Origin of the sequence: Mucilaginibacter sp. R-33 (genome assembly GCF_049949235.1) — a bacterium.
GTDB lineage: Bacteria > Bacteroidota > Bacteroidia > Sphingobacteriales > Sphingobacteriaceae > Mucilaginibacter.
The window spans coordinates 2,889,764-2,907,888 of the sequence record NZ_CP188089.1; the positions used below are offsets into that span (position 1 = coordinate 2,889,764).

Sequence of the window (18,125 nt, forward strand, 5' to 3'; positions counted from 1 at the left end):
TCAAGCACTTAAGTGTTCAAAGCATCACGGCAAAATAACTAAAACACTAATAATCAATAAAATAACATTTAACAACTTATTTTATTGAACACCTGATTTTTAAAAATTGAACACTGACACAGCCATGTCAGTAAACACATATCAAGCTGCAATTTATCACGCGCCAATAATCGTTATATTTTTTTAATCGATTAACAGTTAATTGCAAATATTTTGAGTTACGAATACATAAAGGGATTTCTTCACGCATTCCCCGGACAGGTTAAGAAATGATCGCCACGGGTTTGGGAATTCGGCAGGTTGAAAAGTGAATAAGTGAAACGAGGAAAGACTTACGAAGTTTTGAAAACTTCGTAAGTCTGGGTTCTACAGCTTATTATGAGTAATAACGAAACATCCTTCTTGCCCTGTATAGCAGTGCTGCATATTGAAGAAGATCCTTCGCTAATCAGAAAAAATGGATGTCATGGATAGCCAGTCGAAGCATGGTGGGCAAGGCCTTGGCGCGCGCCCCTTCGACTGGCTCAGGGTGACAAGCCCCCCTCTTGGTTTACGCCCAATCAAAATCAACCACCCTGCCGTTTAGTTTCCATTTGGTTGGCAACATGGTTTCTATCCAATCTAATGGCTGGCCCAATGGCTGTACTTTAGCGGCTTGTGCAAAGGCTGTTTTTACCGCTTTCTTTTGTTCTTCGCCCATGGCTTCGGGCTGACCGGAGATGAACAGCGGCGCGCCGCTTTCGGCTAATAATTGCAGCCACTGCTTGTTCCTTTTCCATTCAATATCTTTAGTGAGACCCACGCAATCGCCATCTACCGCATAAAAGGCATTGTGCTGCGGCAGGCGGAAAGCGAGCGTGTTAACGCCCATTTTACGGGTACGCGCCCATTCATGACCACTGGTATCATCGCCGATACGGCAAAGTTCAAATACCCCGGCCGACAGGTGGCTCATCGTATTACAGCCAATCACATAAATGCCATCACCCGCGGCTTCACGGATGGAGCGGTATAGGTGCAGGATGATCTCGGCATTGGTCTTGCTCCTATCGTTAAAATGCCAGCCCGGCGAAGTAAAGCTATCCTTCATATCAAAACCCCAGCGACCGGAGATATCATAAGTTGAAAAATCGTGCTTCACCATTTCGTAGCCCCATTGCTTGTATACATCGAAGTTATGTTGGATGCGTGCTATATTTTCGGGGATAGTTGGGTCGAGCGTTGGGTTTTTAGGATCATCACGGCCGGGAATCTTTGGCGAAAGCAAGCTGGCTTTTTCATCGTGCCTTGCGCAAAGCGGGCGCATCCATAAGCCTGGGCGCATACCTAATTTTTTGATCTCATCGCCCAGCGCATGCATATCCTTAAACTTATCATTGGGCTTTGAAAAATCATCATTCCAGCCACCATCACCGGGCAATAATGGCGAATAAGTGGCCCAACCGGCATCAATTACCGAAAATGGTTTGTTGCTATGATCGGTAACCAGTTCGGCCATCATCGCAGTGGTTTTTTTGATAAGTTCGGCCGAGTTGTTGCCATAGGCAAAATACCAGTCGTTAATACCATATACCGGTTGTTTGGGGATCCGCGGCTTTTCGCACATTAGTTTACAAAAGCGATGGGTCGCGGCAAAAGTATTCTCTCCTGTTTTAGCATTGGTAGTTATGATATCGGCAGCATGCAATTGCCTGTCGCCCAGCAACACACCTACCCCACCCGAAGTTGTATCCAGGGTAAGTTCAATGCTGTCATTATTTACGCCCCACCAGCAAATACTATTAGCACCGGTTTTTACCCCGAAGCATGCCGTTTGTTTATCGTCGTGTATAATTACATACCACGGATTTTTAATGCCGGCAGCTATGGTTTTCCATTGCAGGTCCCCGTAAGATCGCTCCCAATGATCGCCCAGGAATTTAGCTGAAGCGGCGGTATTGTGCTTCCATTTTAACCTTAAGCTATTTAGTTCCTGCTTCGGTGATGAAGCATACACACCAAGCGCATTGCCATTAGTTTTAAGAGTTACGCTGATTTCTTTATAGTTGTAATGCGAGCCGTTTGATGGGTTAAGCTTAACCCAATCGGTACCGGATTGAGCCCAAACCTCATCAGGAGCGTTCATCATCACGGCACCGTTTGAGGCCGAATAAGTAAGTTTGCTGAAAAGCATGGCAGCCGATGTAGCCGCAGAAATTTTGATAAAATGCCGTCTTTGCATAGTAGATGTAATTGCAGTGATTATCTGTTAAGGTAACATTTAAATTGGTTTACAACATTACTAAAAGGATTAAGCAAAAACTAATACAATGTTGAATTTTTATTGACAAGGCACAACCCTCTTCCCTGGCCGGCTTTTGCCACGGCGGCCGGAGGCCGCTTGATAGTTGCCACTCGGCTGGGGCTGAGCGGCGGCGAAATGCAATTCGATTTTTTGGGTAGAGACGCATAATTGCGTCTCTCGTAGGACAAGCGGCTTTCCTCGTCGTTTTTTTACTTGCCGTAATTTGCATTCGGGAGACGCAATTATGCGTCTCTACAATTAAAAACAATTGAATTAAACAGTTTATCTGTAAAATATAAAAGCCAATCAAAAATAAACCACAAACTCCGTTTGCCTTTCGGCAACAGTTTTCAGCGAAAACTCAAATCCATGATTCAGCATGATTTCGCGCACCAGGGTTAGGCCTATGCCCTGCCCGTCTTTTTTGGTGCTGAAGAATGGGGTAAACAGGTTGGCATTTTGTTCGGGGCTAATGCCCTTTCCTGTATCGGCAATAGTAAGTTTTTTTTCTTTGGGATTGATGGTAAAGGTCACCGCCCCCTGGTCATCAATAGCCTCAATAGCGTTTTTTACAATGTTGATGAATGCCTGCTCCAGTTGTTGTTCATCAGCCATGATATTAACCGGTTCTTCGGGTAGATGAAGGACTAACGCCACATTTTTTTCTTCAGCACGGATATTCATCAGCTTTACTACCGAAGCTAAGAGCTTTTGCAATACAACCGGTTGTTTGTTGGCCGGCGGCAGCTTCACCAAATCGGCAAAATTGCGCATGAACAGGTTGAGGTTTTGGTTCCTGTCCATTGCAACCTGCAGGGCGTCTTTTATCGGGTCGAAATCATGACCAGCCCAAAGCTTGTCGGTTTTCATGGCCGATTGCATGATGGAATTAACCGGGCCGATGGTATTGTTCACCTCATGCGCCATCATCCTGATCACTTTACCATAAACCTTTTTTTCGGCTGCCAGGATCTCAGCGGTCAAATCCTCCAGCATAATAAAATGGCGCGAAAATCCCCGGTCGATAAAGTGCGATTTCTGCAGTTTGAATGAGTTGATTCCATCCAGCTTAACCACCATAGTTTCGCCCGATTTAAGGGCTTTGATCTGTGCGAAGAGCGGGTGTTTCAATTCTCCGATCAGTTCACCTATCAGGTCTTTTTCGCTCATGTTCAGCGCCTGCAGCGCTTTAGGGTTTACCTGTTGTACACGGTCATCAAAATCAAGGATGATGATCCCCGTTGGCGAAGTATGGATCAGCTTTTCTAAAAAGAAATGCTGCTGCTCCTGTCGTGTCCGTTCGGTTCTTAGCTCGTCCATCATTTGGTTATAAACATCAATCAGCGCGTCAACCTCGTGCTTACCTGTTGAAAGGAATTTCACATTAAAATCTTTGTCTTTAATAGCCTCAACGCCCTGCATCAGCATTTTTAGTGGCTGAATGAGTTGCCGGTAAAGCTGCAAGGCGATTACCGAAGAGATGATCACAACCACCTCCGATATGATAAAATAGATCTTGTTATCTTTGAAAATAAAATAAGTAAGCACCAGGGTTAGCAGGTGCAGGATCACTACGAATAAAATGTATTTAGTCCTCAGCTTCATCGTACGGGATCTGGTATTTCTCGAGCCGCCGGTACAGGGCGCTGCGCGTAAGCCCCAAAGCAGCGGCTGCCTTGCTTATCTTGTTTTTATGATGATCTAAAGCCCGTTTTATCATCTCTACCTCAACCTCTTCTAAAGTTAATGTGCCCACGCCCGGCAACTGGATACTCCCCTTTTTTATGGGCGACATTTCCAGCTGCGACCGGAAGTCATCAATGCCCAGTTCATCCCTGCGGCTCACCAAAATGGAGCGCTCCACCAGGTTTTTCAACTGCCGTATATTGCCCGGTAAAGGCAACTGCTGTAACCACTTCATAGCCGATGGTGCTACCGACAAATTGGGCCGGTTATAGATCTGCTTTAAGTTATTAATAAAAAAGCTAACCAGCAATGGGATATCCTTTGGCCGCTCGCGCAGGGCGGGCAGGTAAACAGTGATCAGGTTGATTCGGTACAGCAAATCCTCGCGAAAAGTACCCCGGGCCACCATCTCGTTAAGGTTTTTATTTGTGGCGCAAACAACACGGGTATCAACGGTTTTGGTGCGACTGCTGCCCAATACTTCATAGGTGCGGTCCTGCAATACGCGGAGCAGCTTTACCTGGCTGCCGGCATCCAGGTCGCCTATTTCATCTAAAAAAATGGTGCCTTTGTTGGCCATTTCAAAGCGGCCTACCCTGTCAAACCGGGCATCGGTAAAAGCACCTCGGATATGACCGAACATTTCGCTTTCAAACAACGATGTTGAGATGCCACCAAGGTTTACTTTAATAAACGGCTTATTACGGCGCAGGCTATTTTGGTGAATGGCCTCGGCTATCAGCTCTTTACCTGTGCCGCTTTCGCCCATAATCAGCACCGATGCATCGGTTGGGGCTACCCGGCCAATGGTTTCCAGGATATCGAGCATCCGGGGATCTTCGCCTACAATATTTTCAAAATTGTAGGTTTTATCCAGCTGCTTACGGGTATGGTGTTCGGTCTTTTTATCCTGCAGATCGAGCAGGGTTTTAACCGATTGAATAAGGTACTCGTTATTCCACGGCTTATTGATGAAATCATTGGCGCCCAGTTTCATACCTTTAACTGCCAATTCAATGCTCCCCCAGCCGGTGATAAGAATCACGGGGATAGCGCTGTTAAAAGCTTTGATCTTTGCAAGCAGTTCCATTCCCTCCTGTCCTGATGTATCTATCGAAAAATTAAGATCTAAAATGACCAACTCAGGAGCCTTTTTCTTAATGATCTTAAGGGCTTCGGCAGGCTCATCGGTACCTGCAATATCATACCCCTCGCTTTTTAGCAGCAGGATAAGCGAGGTGCGTACGGCAATATCATCATCAATAACCAATATCATAACAAGCGGTCAATATCGTAATTATTCTTCGTGTAAAGCAACAGCCGGGTAAATAGCCGCAGCCTGTTTGCCGGGATACAATGAGCAAAGAAGCACCAGTGCATAAATAAAAACAACCGACAACAAAATAGCCATAATGTAAACGGTGGCCGGCATATCAAAAACATTCATCAGCGGGAACTGCACCGCAAAAAACGAACCCACAACTAATGATATTGTAGCTAATATCAATGATTCGCTCACCAGTTGCCATGATACCGATTTACCAGTTGCGCCAATTGCCCGCCTTAGCCCGATCTCCGAGCGGCGCTTGTTAATATTATACCATAACACACCAAACAAACCCAAAGCTACATTGATAATCAAAAAAGTAGCCACTACAAGCAAAATGATGGCCGGTACAATGGATACCTGATTTATCTTTTTAAGTTTATTATCTAAATGCTCTATTTCTACATTTGACTCTTTCATGGCGTTCGATACGGTTTTGTACAAACGGCTTTCAAAAGCAGCGTCGGCAGTAGGGCGCACCTTTACCAGTATAGTACCTATCCACTTGAATGAGCCGGTATCTAGTCTATTATAAAGGCCAAGGCCGGCAGGTTTATAATCACCTCTTATTTTCATATCGGCCACTACGCCAATAATGCGCATTTTATCGGCTTCTTTATCTTTTTCATTACCTAAAATCTTACCTATAGCGCTTTCTTTTCCAAATACCTCTTCCTTAAGCGATTGATTAATAACCACGGGCTTATTTTTGTATACTATATCCTGTTTGCCAAACCAACGCCCTTCAAGTACTTTAACTTTCACAACATTTGGATAATCATTATCCGCTGTAAAAAAATCAACGCTATTAAGATGTCTCTTTTTATATTCAACTCCGCCATTGCTTTGGTTAAACGAAAAGGGCGAGTTACTGCTTACAAAGCTCGCATCCTCAATTTGAGGCATTGATTTTATAGTTTGCTTTAAAGTTTCATAAAACAAGCTCAATGAATCGGCACGGGTTGATTTGACAGAATTACTATAATTAATTACCCAAACCTTGTCATAGTCAAAGCCCATAGCGTTTTTGTAGTTACTGTAGTAATACACAACCAGTGTGAATACTGCGAAAATCACCATAAAGGAGATCAGCATCTCGGAAATAAGTAGAAAGTTTTGTTTCTTTTTATTCCAGATTAGTTTAAATAAATGCTTAAACATAATATTTAGATTAAAATGTCAATTGATTTTATTACGCCTTTAAAGCCGTTACCACGTTGAGCCGCGACATGCGCCAGGCCGGATATACGCCCGATAGTAGTCCGAAGAAAATACAGGTGAGCAGGCTGTAAAACAACACGGTAAAGTTTAAAGTAAGTTCAAGATGGGCTATAAGATTGGCCCCGTTAATTATTTTTATAACAATAACAGATAATACCACCCCGATAAGCCCACCTAAAAATGTAAGAATAATATTTTCGATAATAAACTGGTAAACCAGTGTTTTTGACGAAGCACCAAATGCCTTACGAACACCAATCTCCGACGAACGCTCCATAATGCGGGTGATGTTGATATTCACCAGGTTTAAGGTTGGCAGCAGTAAAAACAGGAAAACGAATATAGATATGATGACAACGAACGTGGCCATCCCGGAATTCTCCTTTCTACCGGCCATAGTACGCACGAGCGTGTTAAAATAACTATCGGCATAACAATACAGGTGGTTAAACTGCTTGTCTTTCATCGAAATGCGAGAGATAACATTTGCGAACTCGTTTTTCATTTTGGGAAGATCGTCTTTTGAATTTCCCATTAAAATAGCCGAATAGTTGCCGCCGAAATCTTTATTCCTGTAATCATTTTTAGATACGGTATACGGCAGGTAGATATCTGCATAAAGGGTAAACAAAGTTGCAGGAACATCTTTAACCACGCCTAAAACCCGGTATTTAACATTATCTGCCTCGATGTATTTACCAACTACTGATGGTATATCGCCAAAGTAATCCCTCCGTGTATCTTCAGATATAACTGCTACCTTTTCGGCATTATCAATTTGCTGTTTTGTAAAGGGCCGTCCTTCTAAAAATTGGTAATCAAGCACATCCCAATAATCGGCGTTGGCAAATTTCAGGCTGATACTGATCTTTTTATTATTCACATACGTATTGGTAAAAGTGAACATTGATGAAATGGCGACCTTTGCCGGTGTTTTCATACTGGCCGCATAGTGATTGAGGAAGTAAAACGACATGGGCCCTTTATTCATCCCCTGCGTTTTATCATCAAACTCCTCATGTTCAATCACATATAACGACCTATCGCGCTTGTTATCCGGGTAATTAGGACCAAACATCTTATCGGCAAAAGAGGTAACTACCATTAATATGGTAAGTGTAAAGCTGATGCCAAACAAGCTGATAAACGTAAAAAACTTGCGGCGCTTAAGTACCGCTATGGCTATTTTAAAATAATTTTTAAGCATAACTTCTAATGTTAAAACCGGTTAATTACTGAACCTGGGCGCCATCAAACAGGCGTACCAAACGGTGGGTTTTATGGGCCATATTTTCATCGTGGGTTACCATTACTATCGTAGTGCCGTCATTGCGATTAAGGTTCAAGAGGATCTCCATAATTTCGTTGCCCATGGCGCTATCCAGGTTGCCGGTAGGCTCGTCGGCCAAAATAATTTCGGGCTTGCCTACAATGGCCCTGGCTATGGCCACACGCTGCCGCTGACCACCAGACAGTTGTGTAGGAAAATGTTTCAAACGGTTAGCAAGCCCTACCTTTTCCAGTGCTTCGGCAGCCAGCTCACGGCGCTGTTTGGCGGTGGTATCGCGGTAAAGCAACGGCAGCTCTACATTGTCAAGCACCTGCAGGTCGTTAATAAGATGATAGCTTTGAAAAATGAAACCCAGCTTTTTATTGCGGAAAGCTGCCAGTTGTTTATCATTCATACCTTCTGTTTTTTGATCGTCAATCCTGATTTGTCCTTTTGAGGGCGCGTCGAGCAGGCCCATGATGTTAAGCAGGGTGCTTTTGCCACAGCCCGAGGGGCCCATGATGGATAAAAATTCGCCTTTGGCAATGTCAAGGCTTACGCTGTTCAGGGCCAGGGTTTCTACGGTATCAGTACGGTATACCTTTTCAATGTTTTGTAAACGTATCATGAGTGATTAATTATTGATTTAATGAATTAGTGATTTAGTGATTTAGTGATTTAGTGATTTAGTGATTTAGTGATTTTTATCGTTTATGTGTTTAGATTTTTGTTAAATAAATTATTGATTTAGTTATAAGTTATTTTCTTGTTTGTTTCAAAATCATAGAGCGAAAGGTAACGCAACTGGTAGTAAGCTCCCCAAAAATCACGGAGGGCGGCTACATAATCGCGCTGGGCCTGGTCATTTTCGCGGAAGGCAATGCCAAGGTCGGTAATGCTCAGGTCGCCTAAAACATAGCGTTCACGTGCTATCTGGTATTTTTCGGCGGCTATGCTATCGGCCTGCGCGGTATAAACCAGTTGCTCTTTCATTACATTAAAAAGCGATACCTGGGTTACTATCTGCTGTTTAAAAGTTTGTTTATCCTGCTCAACAGCATACTCGGTAAACTGCTGGTTGGCCAAAGCCGTTTTAGCACGGGACTTGGATCTGCCCCAATCCAGTATCGGTATAGAAAGCTGTACCTGCAGCAATTGCTGGTTTTGAGGGTTCTTGTATACATCAGGAATATTGGTAGCTGTATTTGAAAAGCCCAGGCTGGCGGTAAGTGTGGCGGTTAAACCATTTTGCCCTTTGGCTTTAGCCACATCGCGTTTTGCTTCTGCAATACGGCGTGAAAAAGCGATTGCATCCGAGCGGTTGGCGTAAGCTTCGGCCAGCACTTTATCTGATGAAACGGTCATCTGACTAATATTTTTCGGTACTACCAGCACTATCCGCTCACTCCCCTCCTGCCCCGTAAAACTGCGCAGGTTCAGTGTAGCAATCTCCATATCGCGCCTCGCTGTACCAACGGCTTTCTGCGCGTTGATCTTTTCCAGCTGCAATTGCAGGATTTCGTTTTTAGATACCTTTCCTAACTCGTACTTGAGATTGGCTACCTTTAATATCCCCTGGGTATTAGTTAAGTTGGTTTCGGCAATCTTGAGGTTTACCTGGGCCAGCAGCAGGTCGAAAAAGTACCCTTCCACGTCAACAGCAATCTTTTCCTGGGCTTCAATGTAAACCTGTTTGCTTTCATTAAACTTTAAAGGCTCAATTTTTTTATCCCATTTAAGGCTGTTGAACTGAAACAGCGGCTGTGAATAATTTATACCGTAAGGGATACCGTTATACAATACATTATGCCTGTCAAAATCATCAAACCGCTGTAATTGTGTAGTACCATAAATAGTACCGCCGGTAGCAGTAATACTTTGGCTAAAGTTAAGCTGTAATGATGAGTTATCGTTATGAATAGGCTGGAAAAGTATAGTACCGTCAGGCTGCTGCACCTGCGAAAATGTTTTAGTATATCCAGGTAAAGTACCGCTTAATGCCAGCTGCGGCTGGTAGTTTGATTTGTAGGTGCGGTATTCCCAGTACTTGGTTTCGCGTACAGTAGCAGCCTGCTTGGCGGCTATTGAATTGGCTTTGGCCATGTCAACCACCTGCTGCAGCGTTAGCCGCAGGGTGTCGGCGCCACTGTGAGCCAGCGCTCCTGTGGTTATGGTTAATAATAATATGGTGTATAGAAATTTCATTACTTATGTCATTTTTCAACCGTCATTGCGAGGAACGAAGCAATCCCCGATTAGCAAATCCGCACTGTATTGTTCGCGATTGCTTCGTTCCTCGCAATGACGGGTTCGTTTTTAATTTGTTATGGTTACCCTCGCCGTTGTTGGTGTTGTCACCAACAACTTTTTACCCCAATAATTTTGTAATCACGGAAAACCGTATTCAAAAGCCTGGCGTAGAGCTGTTGGTGACAACACCAACAGCGGCGAGAGGAACGAAGCAATCCCAAACTGTGCAAATCCGCTCTGTAAGTCGGGGATTGCTTCGTTCCTCGCAATGACGTGGTTGTTTTATTATTTCACTGTCACTTCCATCGAGTTTTTATATTCGCTCATATCGGATGTGATCACCACATCACCGGGTTTTAAGCCGTCCCGGATCTCCACATAATCAAAATTGGTGAGACCGATATGTACCGTGCGGCGTTCGGCTTTACCATTGTTCAGCACAAAAATGTCCTGAACAGAAGGGCCTTTAAATGCCGGGCCATTAGCCACGCGCATAATTTTATTATGTGTAGCCGTCACCAAAAAAACGTCGACTTTCATATTGGGCCGGAGCAATTTGCTGGCCCGGTCGTCCAACTGTACATCAAAAGAAATGATGCTGTTTTGTACCGATGGGGATACGTTGCTTACATGTCCCCTTAACTGATCATCATTGATCCGTACAATAACCGGCAAGCCGCTATGCAGCTGATCAGCAGAGTTATCAGAAATACTGCCCTGGATCCTGAAACTGCCCAGGTCGGCGATACGGGCCAGGGTTTCACCTTCGTGGATATTGGCGCCAATATTTTTGTTCACATAGGTGATCACCCCTGCCCGTGTTGCCACCACATTGGCCAGGTCAAGTTTGCGTTGTAATTCTTTAAGATCATTCTGCTGGATATCTGCAGCTATTTCGGCTTCTTTAATCTCCAGCTGCATGGTTTGCTGCTTGCTTTTGATCTCGTTTTCCAGTTGCTTTTTTTCAAGCTGTGCAACTTTGAGGTTAAGCTCGGCCTGTTCAATATTTTCGCGGGTACCGCCGCCGGCTTTATACAGGCGTTTGGCATTTTCAACGGCATCGGCAAGGTTGCTGATGTGGAGTTGTTTAATATTATTATTGGATTGAATGTCGTAGAAGCTTTTGTTCAGATCGAGCTTGAGTTTGCTGATCTCCGTGCGTTTGGTTTCGAGCTGAAACTTTTGTTTTTCAAAATCGGTTTGGGTAGCCGATTTATCCAGCGTTAATATCGATTGGCCGGCTTTAACCTTATTACCGGCATCCATCAGCGCACTTTTGATAGAAGCATTTATCGGGCTAGTGATAATTTCTTCAAACTCAGGCAAAACCTCGCCAGTGGCGTTTATGGTATTTTCGATATTGCCGATTTCAACTTTGGCGGTTGTAATTTCGGCCCTGGTAATGGTTGATTTAATATATCCCCGCAAAAGCATTACGGCAAGCACCAAAACAGCTATGCTGACAATGATGACAACCGCGCTTTTTTTGCGTTTGGCAGCTGTAACTTCAAGTGTAATTTCCTTATCCATTGTGATAAATTTGGATAAGGTTTTGCAAGAGCTATACCAATGTTAAAACATTAACTATTAATAAGTTACATGTTTTTAATTTTGAAAAAGCGATCGATATCGGACAAAATATTCAATACCGACCGTTGATTGATTTTTGATTGCGTTGATGGCGCTGATTTATTTTTATACCGTTGAGTTGTTCCAGACGGAGATGTTGTGTAACCCTGGCACACTAAAAATGCAATTCATTTAGATGCTGTTTAAAAATGAGAGGAATCTCTTTTGTAGAGACGCATAATTGCGTCTCCCACATGCAATTTAAGATACTGCATTTGATCTGACCTGATTTGCAACCAGGAGACGCAATTATGCGTCTCTACATTCAAAACAGTCATTTTTAAATAGACTCTTAGATACTACAAACCTTTTGCACCTCTGGTGCAAGTCCATAAGTTGAACCTGCCGGCAACCTAAAAATCAGAGTAATCTGCCGGACGGAGAAAGATAATATCAGCATGGGAAACGTTATGCTGGTACTCGGCTTTAGCCGAAAGCGTTTTCCAGTAAGTATCTTTACCAAAAGTGTCCCAATGTTTGTCCCGGTCTTCTTTACTGTTAAAAGTGGTCATGTACATTAAATTAGGCATATGACTGCCCGCAATAACCTCCGAATAAAAAACGGCATTAAAACCAAGCCGTTTAAACAGGCCTATTTCATCGCCCACATTAAACATGGTTACCTTATTGACATTATATTTTTCGGTAGGACTTTCGTAGCTGCGCAATTCATAAACCCTATCGGCTTTGTTAGCGGTCAAATTAGGCACCGCTGTTGAAGGCATGCCCGGAAAAGCCTGCAGTATAATTGTTTCCAAACGGGTATAAGGCTGCTCATTATAAGCGGCGTCAATGTAATCCTTTCCATCGGCAAGATACGCCGCATCGGCCTGTAACTTTTGATCGATACCCATTAACTTATCCCATGATTGAAAGGGTGTAAATACATATAACAGCTTCGCGGTATCTACCTGGCTTATGGGTTTAAATACGCCTACATTTTTAATACCGGCCCGGTGCAGCGCAGGTATATAGGCTTGTTGTAAATATTTTTCAATGGTACTTTCCTGTGCCTGGGTTTTGTAGTGATATATTTTAAGCTGATAATAGTTGCGCGCGGGCGCATTTGCCAATGCCACTGCAGCGATAAATAAACAGGAAAAAAAAGCGATAGATGATTTAACAAAAAGGTTCATAATGGCCTGGTATTTTCGGAGTAAATATAATGTCAATTCATTAAACTTGTATTATGTCCGTTTATATATTTACCCCATCTTTCAAGCATCTCCATTAAGTCAGAAAGTTTCATGGGCTTGCTCAGGTAATCATTCATGCCGGCGTCAATACAAGCCTGCTTATCTTCGGGCATGGCGTTAGCGGTCATGGCAATAATTACCGGCTGGTCCTGCATGTTACTACGGATAAAGCGCGTTGCTTCCAAACCATCCATATCGGGCATTTGTACATCCATCAAAACGAGGTTGTAATGTTTTGTTACCATAGCATTTAACGCAGCATGGCCATTTTCGGCAATATCGGCGCTATAGCCCATTTTACTTAACATATGCATAGCAAGTTTCTGGTTTATTAGGTTATCCTCGGCTATCAGGATGCTCATGGGGTAATTTTTAGCAAAATCTTTCGAAAACGCCGTTTGCACCTGGTGGTACTCAGTTTTAATACTGCTGCCAGCTTTTAACTGCTCAACTATATGCTTATGTAACAGGTTATGCTTTGTTGGCTTAGTTAATACCGCATTAAATACATTGTCTTCCCGCTTACTTTGTTCGCTGCCTATCGAGCTTAATAACACAATAGGCATTTCAGGAAATTTCAGTTTTACTTCTTTAGCCAGCTGCAGGCCATCCATTTCGGGCATGCTCATATCTGTTATCAGCAAGTCAACATGCTCATCCTGATCGTTAAGCACTTTCAATGCCTCAGTTGCCGATGCCACAACTACAGGCTCATATTTCCACTGCCTCAGTTGCGTGTCAATTATATCGCGATTGGTAGCATTGTCATCAACAAATAAAATACGCTTGTTTTCAAGCTCGGTAAGGTTAAGGTAAACGTAATTTCGTTTTACCTTTTGTCCCACTTTTGATTTTATGGTGAACGAGAAAGTAGTCCCTCTGCCTATTTCGCTTTGTACGCTGATTTCGCCACCCATTAGCTTCACCAGTTTTTCGCTTATAGCCAAACCCAAACCGGTGCCCCCATACTTACGTGTGGTACTTGAATCAACCTGCGAAAACGGCTTAAACAAACGCTCCAGTTTATCCTCGGCAATGCCGATGCCTGTATCCCTTATTTTAAAGATCAATTCCAGGTCGTCATCTTTTTGCTCTTTTACCCCTACCAGTATAAAAACTTCGCCCTGGGTTGTGAATTTTACCGCATTGCCTACCAGGTTAATCAGGATCTGTCGAAGACGTATCGAATCGGAAATAATTTGTACCGGCACATTATGCTCAACCTGGTAAACCAGGTCAAGATTTAACCGCGAAGCTTTCTCAGCAAAAACATCCAAAACGCCTTCTATACAATCACGCAGGTCAAAATCCTCTTCATCAAGCTCCATATTGCCCGATTCAATTTTAGAGAAATCAAGAATGTCATTGATAACCGTTAACAGGGCGTCGCCGCAATTTTTTATGGTTTCGGTATACTCCTCCTGCTCACTGGTAAGCCGGGTACTGGCCAGCAATGTTGCCATACCGATAACACCGTTCATAGGTGTCCGGATTTCATGGCTCATGGTAGCCAGGAAAATACTCTTGGCTTTATTGGCGCTTTCGGCTTCTTCACGGGCTTTTTCTGATGCCTCGCGGGCCAGGCGTTCATTCGCTGTCATTTTTACCAGGCTTTCGGTACGTTCCTTTACCTGGCGCTCCAGTACGGTTTTTTGTGCCTTCAGAAATTTAATCCGGTATTTAAAAATAAAGTATACCAAAGCAATTATGGTTGCCGCGGCAATTAATTTAAACCACCAGGTTAACCAAAACGGCGGCACAATGGTAATTTTTAATCCCGCTGAAGGCGGCGACCATAACCCTGACGTATTCTGATACTTTAATTTAAATGTATACTCGCCCGGTGGCAAATTGGTGTATGAAGCAGTATTCCGGCTTCCCACGTTGTTCCAGTCTGTGTCGAAGTTTTCGAGTATGTAACTGTACTTCTTTTTATCCGATGAAGAGTAATCAAGCGCCGCATACTGTAATGTAATTACAGATTGAGTATAGGATAATTTGATTGATTTGGTATCACTTATATCTTGTTTCAAGGGAGATGGGTCATCCTTGCCGAGAGCAATTTTCACGGTTTTATTGAACAATTGAAAATTGGTGATAACCAGGGGCATAAAGGCGGATGGTTTTAAAATCTGTCCGGGTGTAAAGGAATTGAAACCGTTAATCCCTCCAAAAAAGATCCTGCCATCCTTAGTTTGCAGGGCCGAATGTGATTTAAACTCTTCATCCTGTAAACCATCTTCAATAGTATAGTTTTTAAAGGTATTCTTAACCGGATCATAGTTGGATAAGCCATTATTGGTGCTAACCCATATGGTGCCCAACTTATCTTCGCGCACAGCATAAATAACATCGCTTGGTAAGCCATTTTTGGTTGTAAACGCGGTAAAATGTTTGGTAACCGGGTTAAATAGATTAAGCCCCGAAAGTGTACTAATCCAGATGCGGCCTTTACTATCCTCAAACAAATCGGGGACGCTGTTATTGCTGATGCTGTTACGCCTCTCGTCGTGCTGAAACCGGGTGAAGGTACCTGTTTTCCTATCCATCAAATTGAGGCCGGCATCAAAAGTGCCGACCCAAAAATTGCCGTTATGATCCTCAAGCAGGGAATAGATCCTATCGCTGCTGATACTTTTAGGATCATTAGGATCATAATTAAAAGCCGAAAATGTACTTGACTTTTCGTCATACAGGTCGAGGCCGCCGTTATAGGTGCCTACCCAAATGCGGTTATCGCGGGTTTGGGTAAGGGCATAAACATTATTATTACTTAAGCTGCCGGGTTTTGCCAGGTCATGTTTAAAGCCGGTAAATTTGCCCGTGGTGGGATTAAACCGGCACAAGCCATCAGCCCAGGTACCTATCCAAAAGTCACCCTTAAAATCCTGGATGATGTTCAATACATAATTTCCTGTCAGGCTATTGGCATTAGCCGGATCATTCATATAGTGTTTAACGGTACCATCCTTGTTAAACACATTAACGCCGCCCCCGTCGGTACCTACCCAAATATTACTATCCTGATCTTCATGCAGACAAAGTACAAAATTATTGGCCAGGCTGTTTGGCGATGAGCTATGCCTGAAATGCGAAAAGCTTTCGGTACTGCGCTTATACAGGTTAATGCCGCCACTAAATGCCCCCAGCCACATATTACCCATCCTGTCCCGGCAAATACTGTAAATGGAATTACCATTCATACTGCCCCTGTCAATATCATCATGCTTATAGCCTGTTATTTTTCCGGTAACCGGGTTCAGGATATTAACGCCATTATTTTCGGTACCTACCCACAAATTACCGTTCAGGTCCATGCTTAATGCCAAAACAGTATAGCCCGAGATGGTGCCCGAATCTTTTTTATTCTGGAGGTAATGTTTAAATGTGCCTTTTCCCGGGTCAAATAAATTAAGCCCGCCATCTTCGGTTCCTACCCATAACCTGCCCGCAATATCTTCATAAATAGTACTTACATACCCTCCTGAAATGCTGGCATTTACTCCCGGCTGGCTTTGATATCGTGTAAAAGTTTCCTTCTTTCTTTCAAACAGGTTAAGGCCGTGGCCCAGGGTACCAACCCATAAACGGTGTTTGGAGTCTTCCTTTAACGCGGTAACATCATCGTCACTTAATGACGACAGGTCGGCCTCGTTGTGTTTGTAATGGGTAAATTTATTTTGGTAGATATCAAACCTGTCGAGCCCGCCTTTTTGGCTGCCTATCCATAAAATACCATCATGATCAAATATCAGCCTGTTTACAAAATTACTTGAGATGCTGTTTGAATTGGCGCTGTCATGAAAGTAATGTATAAACTTACCTGTTTTACGGTCGAGTTTATTTAGGCCAAAAAGTGTAGCGAGCCATATGTTGCCCTCTTTATCTTCGGCAATATCTGATATCAGGTTACTGCTTAATGAATTATCATCCTGGATACTGTGTTTATATATCACAAAGCTGTACCCGTCATACCGGTTAAGGCCGTCGCGGGTACCTATCCACATAAAACCCCGGCTATCCTGAATTATGGTACTTACATTAATTTGTGATAAGCCCTCCCGGGTACCGATATGTTCAAACTTAAGGTTCCTATCCTGCGAAAACCCGTTTCGGGCACTCAGCAAGGCAACCACAACAAACAAATATTTATAGATATTCAAAATAACAGGCTGTGTTGAGTTTTAATGTTCCTGAAAATCCGCTCCTTAAAAAGAGAAACAGAAATGGTTTATAGTTAGCTTATACGGCTATAATATTTATAAGTTTAATGTAGACAAAAAAAACCAATCACATAAAACTGAAAGCGGAATGCACCAAACTAAAGCTAACAAACGGATTAGCAGATAGCGATATATAAACGAATACAGCGTTAAGCATCCGTAGATTCTGCCTTTAGAATATTAAATACGGTACCATAAAAAAAGCCTCCCGGCATTACCAGGAGGCTTATCATATGTTCAAAAATTAGTAGCGTTGCTTACAGCTCTCTTACCCAAATATTGCGGAAGCTAAGCGGCTCGCTCTTATCGCCATGGGCCTGTAACTTAATTGGCGACGGGCCATGTTTTTTACCTTCATAAGATGGTTTGCCGATGTATTGAGTAGGACCAAGCAGCTCAAAGTTGTTTTCAACCAACACGCCATTGAAAAACACGGTAGCTCTTGCTGCCGATTTCAATGAACCGTCTTCGTTAAATACAGGAGCGGTCCAAATTACATCATAAACATTCCACTCGCCGGGTTTGCGACCAGGGTTTGCCAGTGGGATCACTTGCTTATACAAGCTGCCTGCCATGCCGTTAACATAAGTTTTGTTTTCGTACGAATCTAAAACCTGTAGCTCATAACCTGCATCACCTTTACCTATCGAAGCTAAGAACACGCCGCTGTTGCCGCGGGCCTGCCCGCTGCCTGTAATGTTAGCAGGCACTTTCCACTCAATATGCAATTGGTAATTGCTGAAAGTTCTTTTGGTTTCAATATTACCGGTAGCTTTATTTACGGTAAGTACATCACCTTTAACCAGCCATTTAGCCGGGGTTTTATCTTCAACAGAAACCCACTCGTCAAGGCCTTTACCGTTAAACAAAATAATTGCGTCTGAAGGGGCATCGCCTAAATTTTTGCCCGGCGTAACTACTTTAGGTACCGGTTCCCAAATCTCGGTGTCTTCAGGTTTGGCATTTTGCGCGTTTGCCATGAAGCAGCTTCCTGCTAAAAGGGCGGTTAGTATTAATGGATATTTCATCTCTCTAAAAT

At 43.3% G+C, this 18,125-nt stretch carries 11 protein-coding genes; all 11 read right to left on the bottom strand.

Annotated features, from left to right (window positions below; translation table 11 throughout):
- Window positions 1-550: 550 nt before the first annotated feature.
- The 11 genes from ACP26M_RS12075 to ACP26M_RS12125 all read right to left on the bottom strand — a co-directional run bounded on the left by ACP26M_RS12075 (window position 551) and on the right by ACP26M_RS12125 (window position 18,114).
- A complete protein-coding gene (locus ACP26M_RS12075; RefSeq protein ID WP_426589161.1) occupies window positions 551-2,221 on the bottom strand; it encodes a hypothetical protein in 1,671 nt (556 codons plus the stop codon).
- A gap of 369 nt (window positions 2,222-2,590) precedes the next feature.
- Window positions 2,591-3,889, bottom strand: a complete 1,299-nt coding sequence (locus tag ACP26M_RS12080; protein WP_426589163.1) for a sensor histidine kinase — start codon at window positions 3,887-3,889, stop codon at window positions 2,591-2,593.
- A complete protein-coding gene (locus ACP26M_RS12085; protein WP_426589165.1) occupies window positions 3,873-5,246 on the bottom strand; it encodes a sigma-54-dependent transcriptional regulator in 1,374 nt (457 codons plus the stop codon). Before ACP26M_RS12085 ends, ACP26M_RS12080 begins: the two co-directional genes overlap by 17 nt.
- A gap of 21 nt (window positions 5,247-5,267) precedes the next feature.
- Window positions 5,268-6,458 carry an ABC transporter permease gene (locus ACP26M_RS12090; RefSeq protein ID WP_188831624.1) on the bottom strand — a complete coding sequence of 397 codons (1,191 nt, stop codon included), beginning with the start codon at window positions 6,456-6,458 and terminating at the stop codon, window positions 5,268-5,270.
- 31 nt (window positions 6,459-6,489) lie between these two features.
- Window positions 6,490-7,725 (bottom strand): ABC transporter permease, encoded by a 1,236-nt coding sequence (locus ACP26M_RS12095; RefSeq protein WP_426589168.1) that lies wholly within the window; start codon window positions 7,723-7,725, stop codon window positions 6,490-6,492.
- 25 nt (window positions 7,726-7,750) lie between these two features.
- On the bottom strand, window positions 7,751-8,416 hold the full coding sequence (locus ACP26M_RS12100; RefSeq protein ID WP_091175395.1) for an ABC transporter ATP-binding protein: 666 nt from the start codon (window positions 8,414-8,416) through the stop codon (window positions 7,751-7,753).
- Between the two features lie 119 nt (window positions 8,417-8,535).
- Window positions 8,536-9,993, bottom strand: a complete 1,458-nt coding sequence (locus ACP26M_RS12105) for a TolC family protein (protein ID WP_426589170.1) — start codon at window positions 9,991-9,993, stop codon at window positions 8,536-8,538.
- A 330-nt stretch (window positions 9,994-10,323) separates the two neighbouring features.
- Window positions 10,324-11,568, bottom strand: a complete 1,245-nt coding sequence (locus ACP26M_RS12110) for an efflux RND transporter periplasmic adaptor subunit (protein ID WP_426589172.1) — start codon at window positions 11,566-11,568, stop codon at window positions 10,324-10,326.
- A gap of 452 nt (window positions 11,569-12,020) precedes the next feature.
- On the bottom strand, window positions 12,021-12,803 hold the full coding sequence (locus tag ACP26M_RS12115) for an NIPSNAP family protein (RefSeq protein ID WP_426589174.1): 783 nt from the start codon (window positions 12,801-12,803) through the stop codon (window positions 12,021-12,023).
- A gap of 32 nt (window positions 12,804-12,835) precedes the next feature.
- A complete protein-coding gene (locus ACP26M_RS12120) occupies window positions 12,836-17,026 on the bottom strand; it encodes a two-component regulator propeller domain-containing protein (protein ID WP_426589176.1) in 4,191 nt (1,396 codons plus the stop codon).
- Window positions 17,027-17,343: 317 nt separating this feature from the next.
- Window positions 17,344-18,114 (bottom strand): 3-keto-disaccharide hydrolase, encoded by a 771-nt coding sequence (locus ACP26M_RS12125; RefSeq protein WP_090524609.1) that lies wholly within the window; start codon window positions 18,112-18,114, stop codon window positions 17,344-17,346.
- Window positions 18,115-18,125 lie beyond the last annotated feature (11 nt).

What these genes read in the sequence shown, in the direction of transcription:
- ACP26M_RS12100 (WP_091175395.1), bottom strand. Translation starts at nt 8,416, where the DNA reads ATGATACGTTTACAAAACATTGAAAAGGTATACCGTACTGATACCGTA.
- ACP26M_RS12085 (WP_426589165.1), bottom strand. Translation starts at nt 5,246, where the DNA reads ATGATATTGGTTATTGATGATGATATTGCCGTACGCACCTCGCTTATC.
- ACP26M_RS12095 (WP_426589168.1), bottom strand. Translation starts at nt 7,725, where the DNA reads ATGCTTAAAAATTATTTTAAAATAGCCATAGCGGTACTTAAGCGCCGC.
- ACP26M_RS12080 (WP_426589163.1), bottom strand. Translation starts at nt 3,889, where the DNA reads ATGAAGCTGAGGACTAAATACATTTTATTCGTAGTGATCCTGCACCTG.
- ACP26M_RS12075 (WP_426589161.1), bottom strand. Translation starts at nt 2,221, where the DNA reads ATGCAAAGACGGCATTTTATCAAAATTTCTGCGGCTACATCGGCTGCC.
- ACP26M_RS12090 (WP_188831624.1), bottom strand. Translation starts at nt 6,458, where the DNA reads ATGTTTAAGCATTTATTTAAACTAATCTGGAATAAAAAGAAACAAAAC.
- ACP26M_RS12105 (WP_426589170.1), bottom strand. Translation starts at nt 9,993, where the DNA reads ATGAAATTTCTATACACCATATTATTATTAACCATAACCACAGGAGCG.
- ACP26M_RS12110 (WP_426589172.1), bottom strand. Translation starts at nt 11,568, where the DNA reads ATGGATAAGGAAATTACACTTGAAGTTACAGCTGCCAAACGCAAAAAA.
- ACP26M_RS12115 (WP_426589174.1), bottom strand. Translation starts at nt 12,803, where the DNA reads ATGAACCTTTTTGTTAAATCATCTATCGCTTTTTTTTCCTGTTTATTT.
- ACP26M_RS12125 (WP_090524609.1), bottom strand. Translation starts at nt 18,114, where the DNA reads ATGAAATATCCATTAATACTAACCGCCCTTTTAGCAGGAAGCTGCTTC.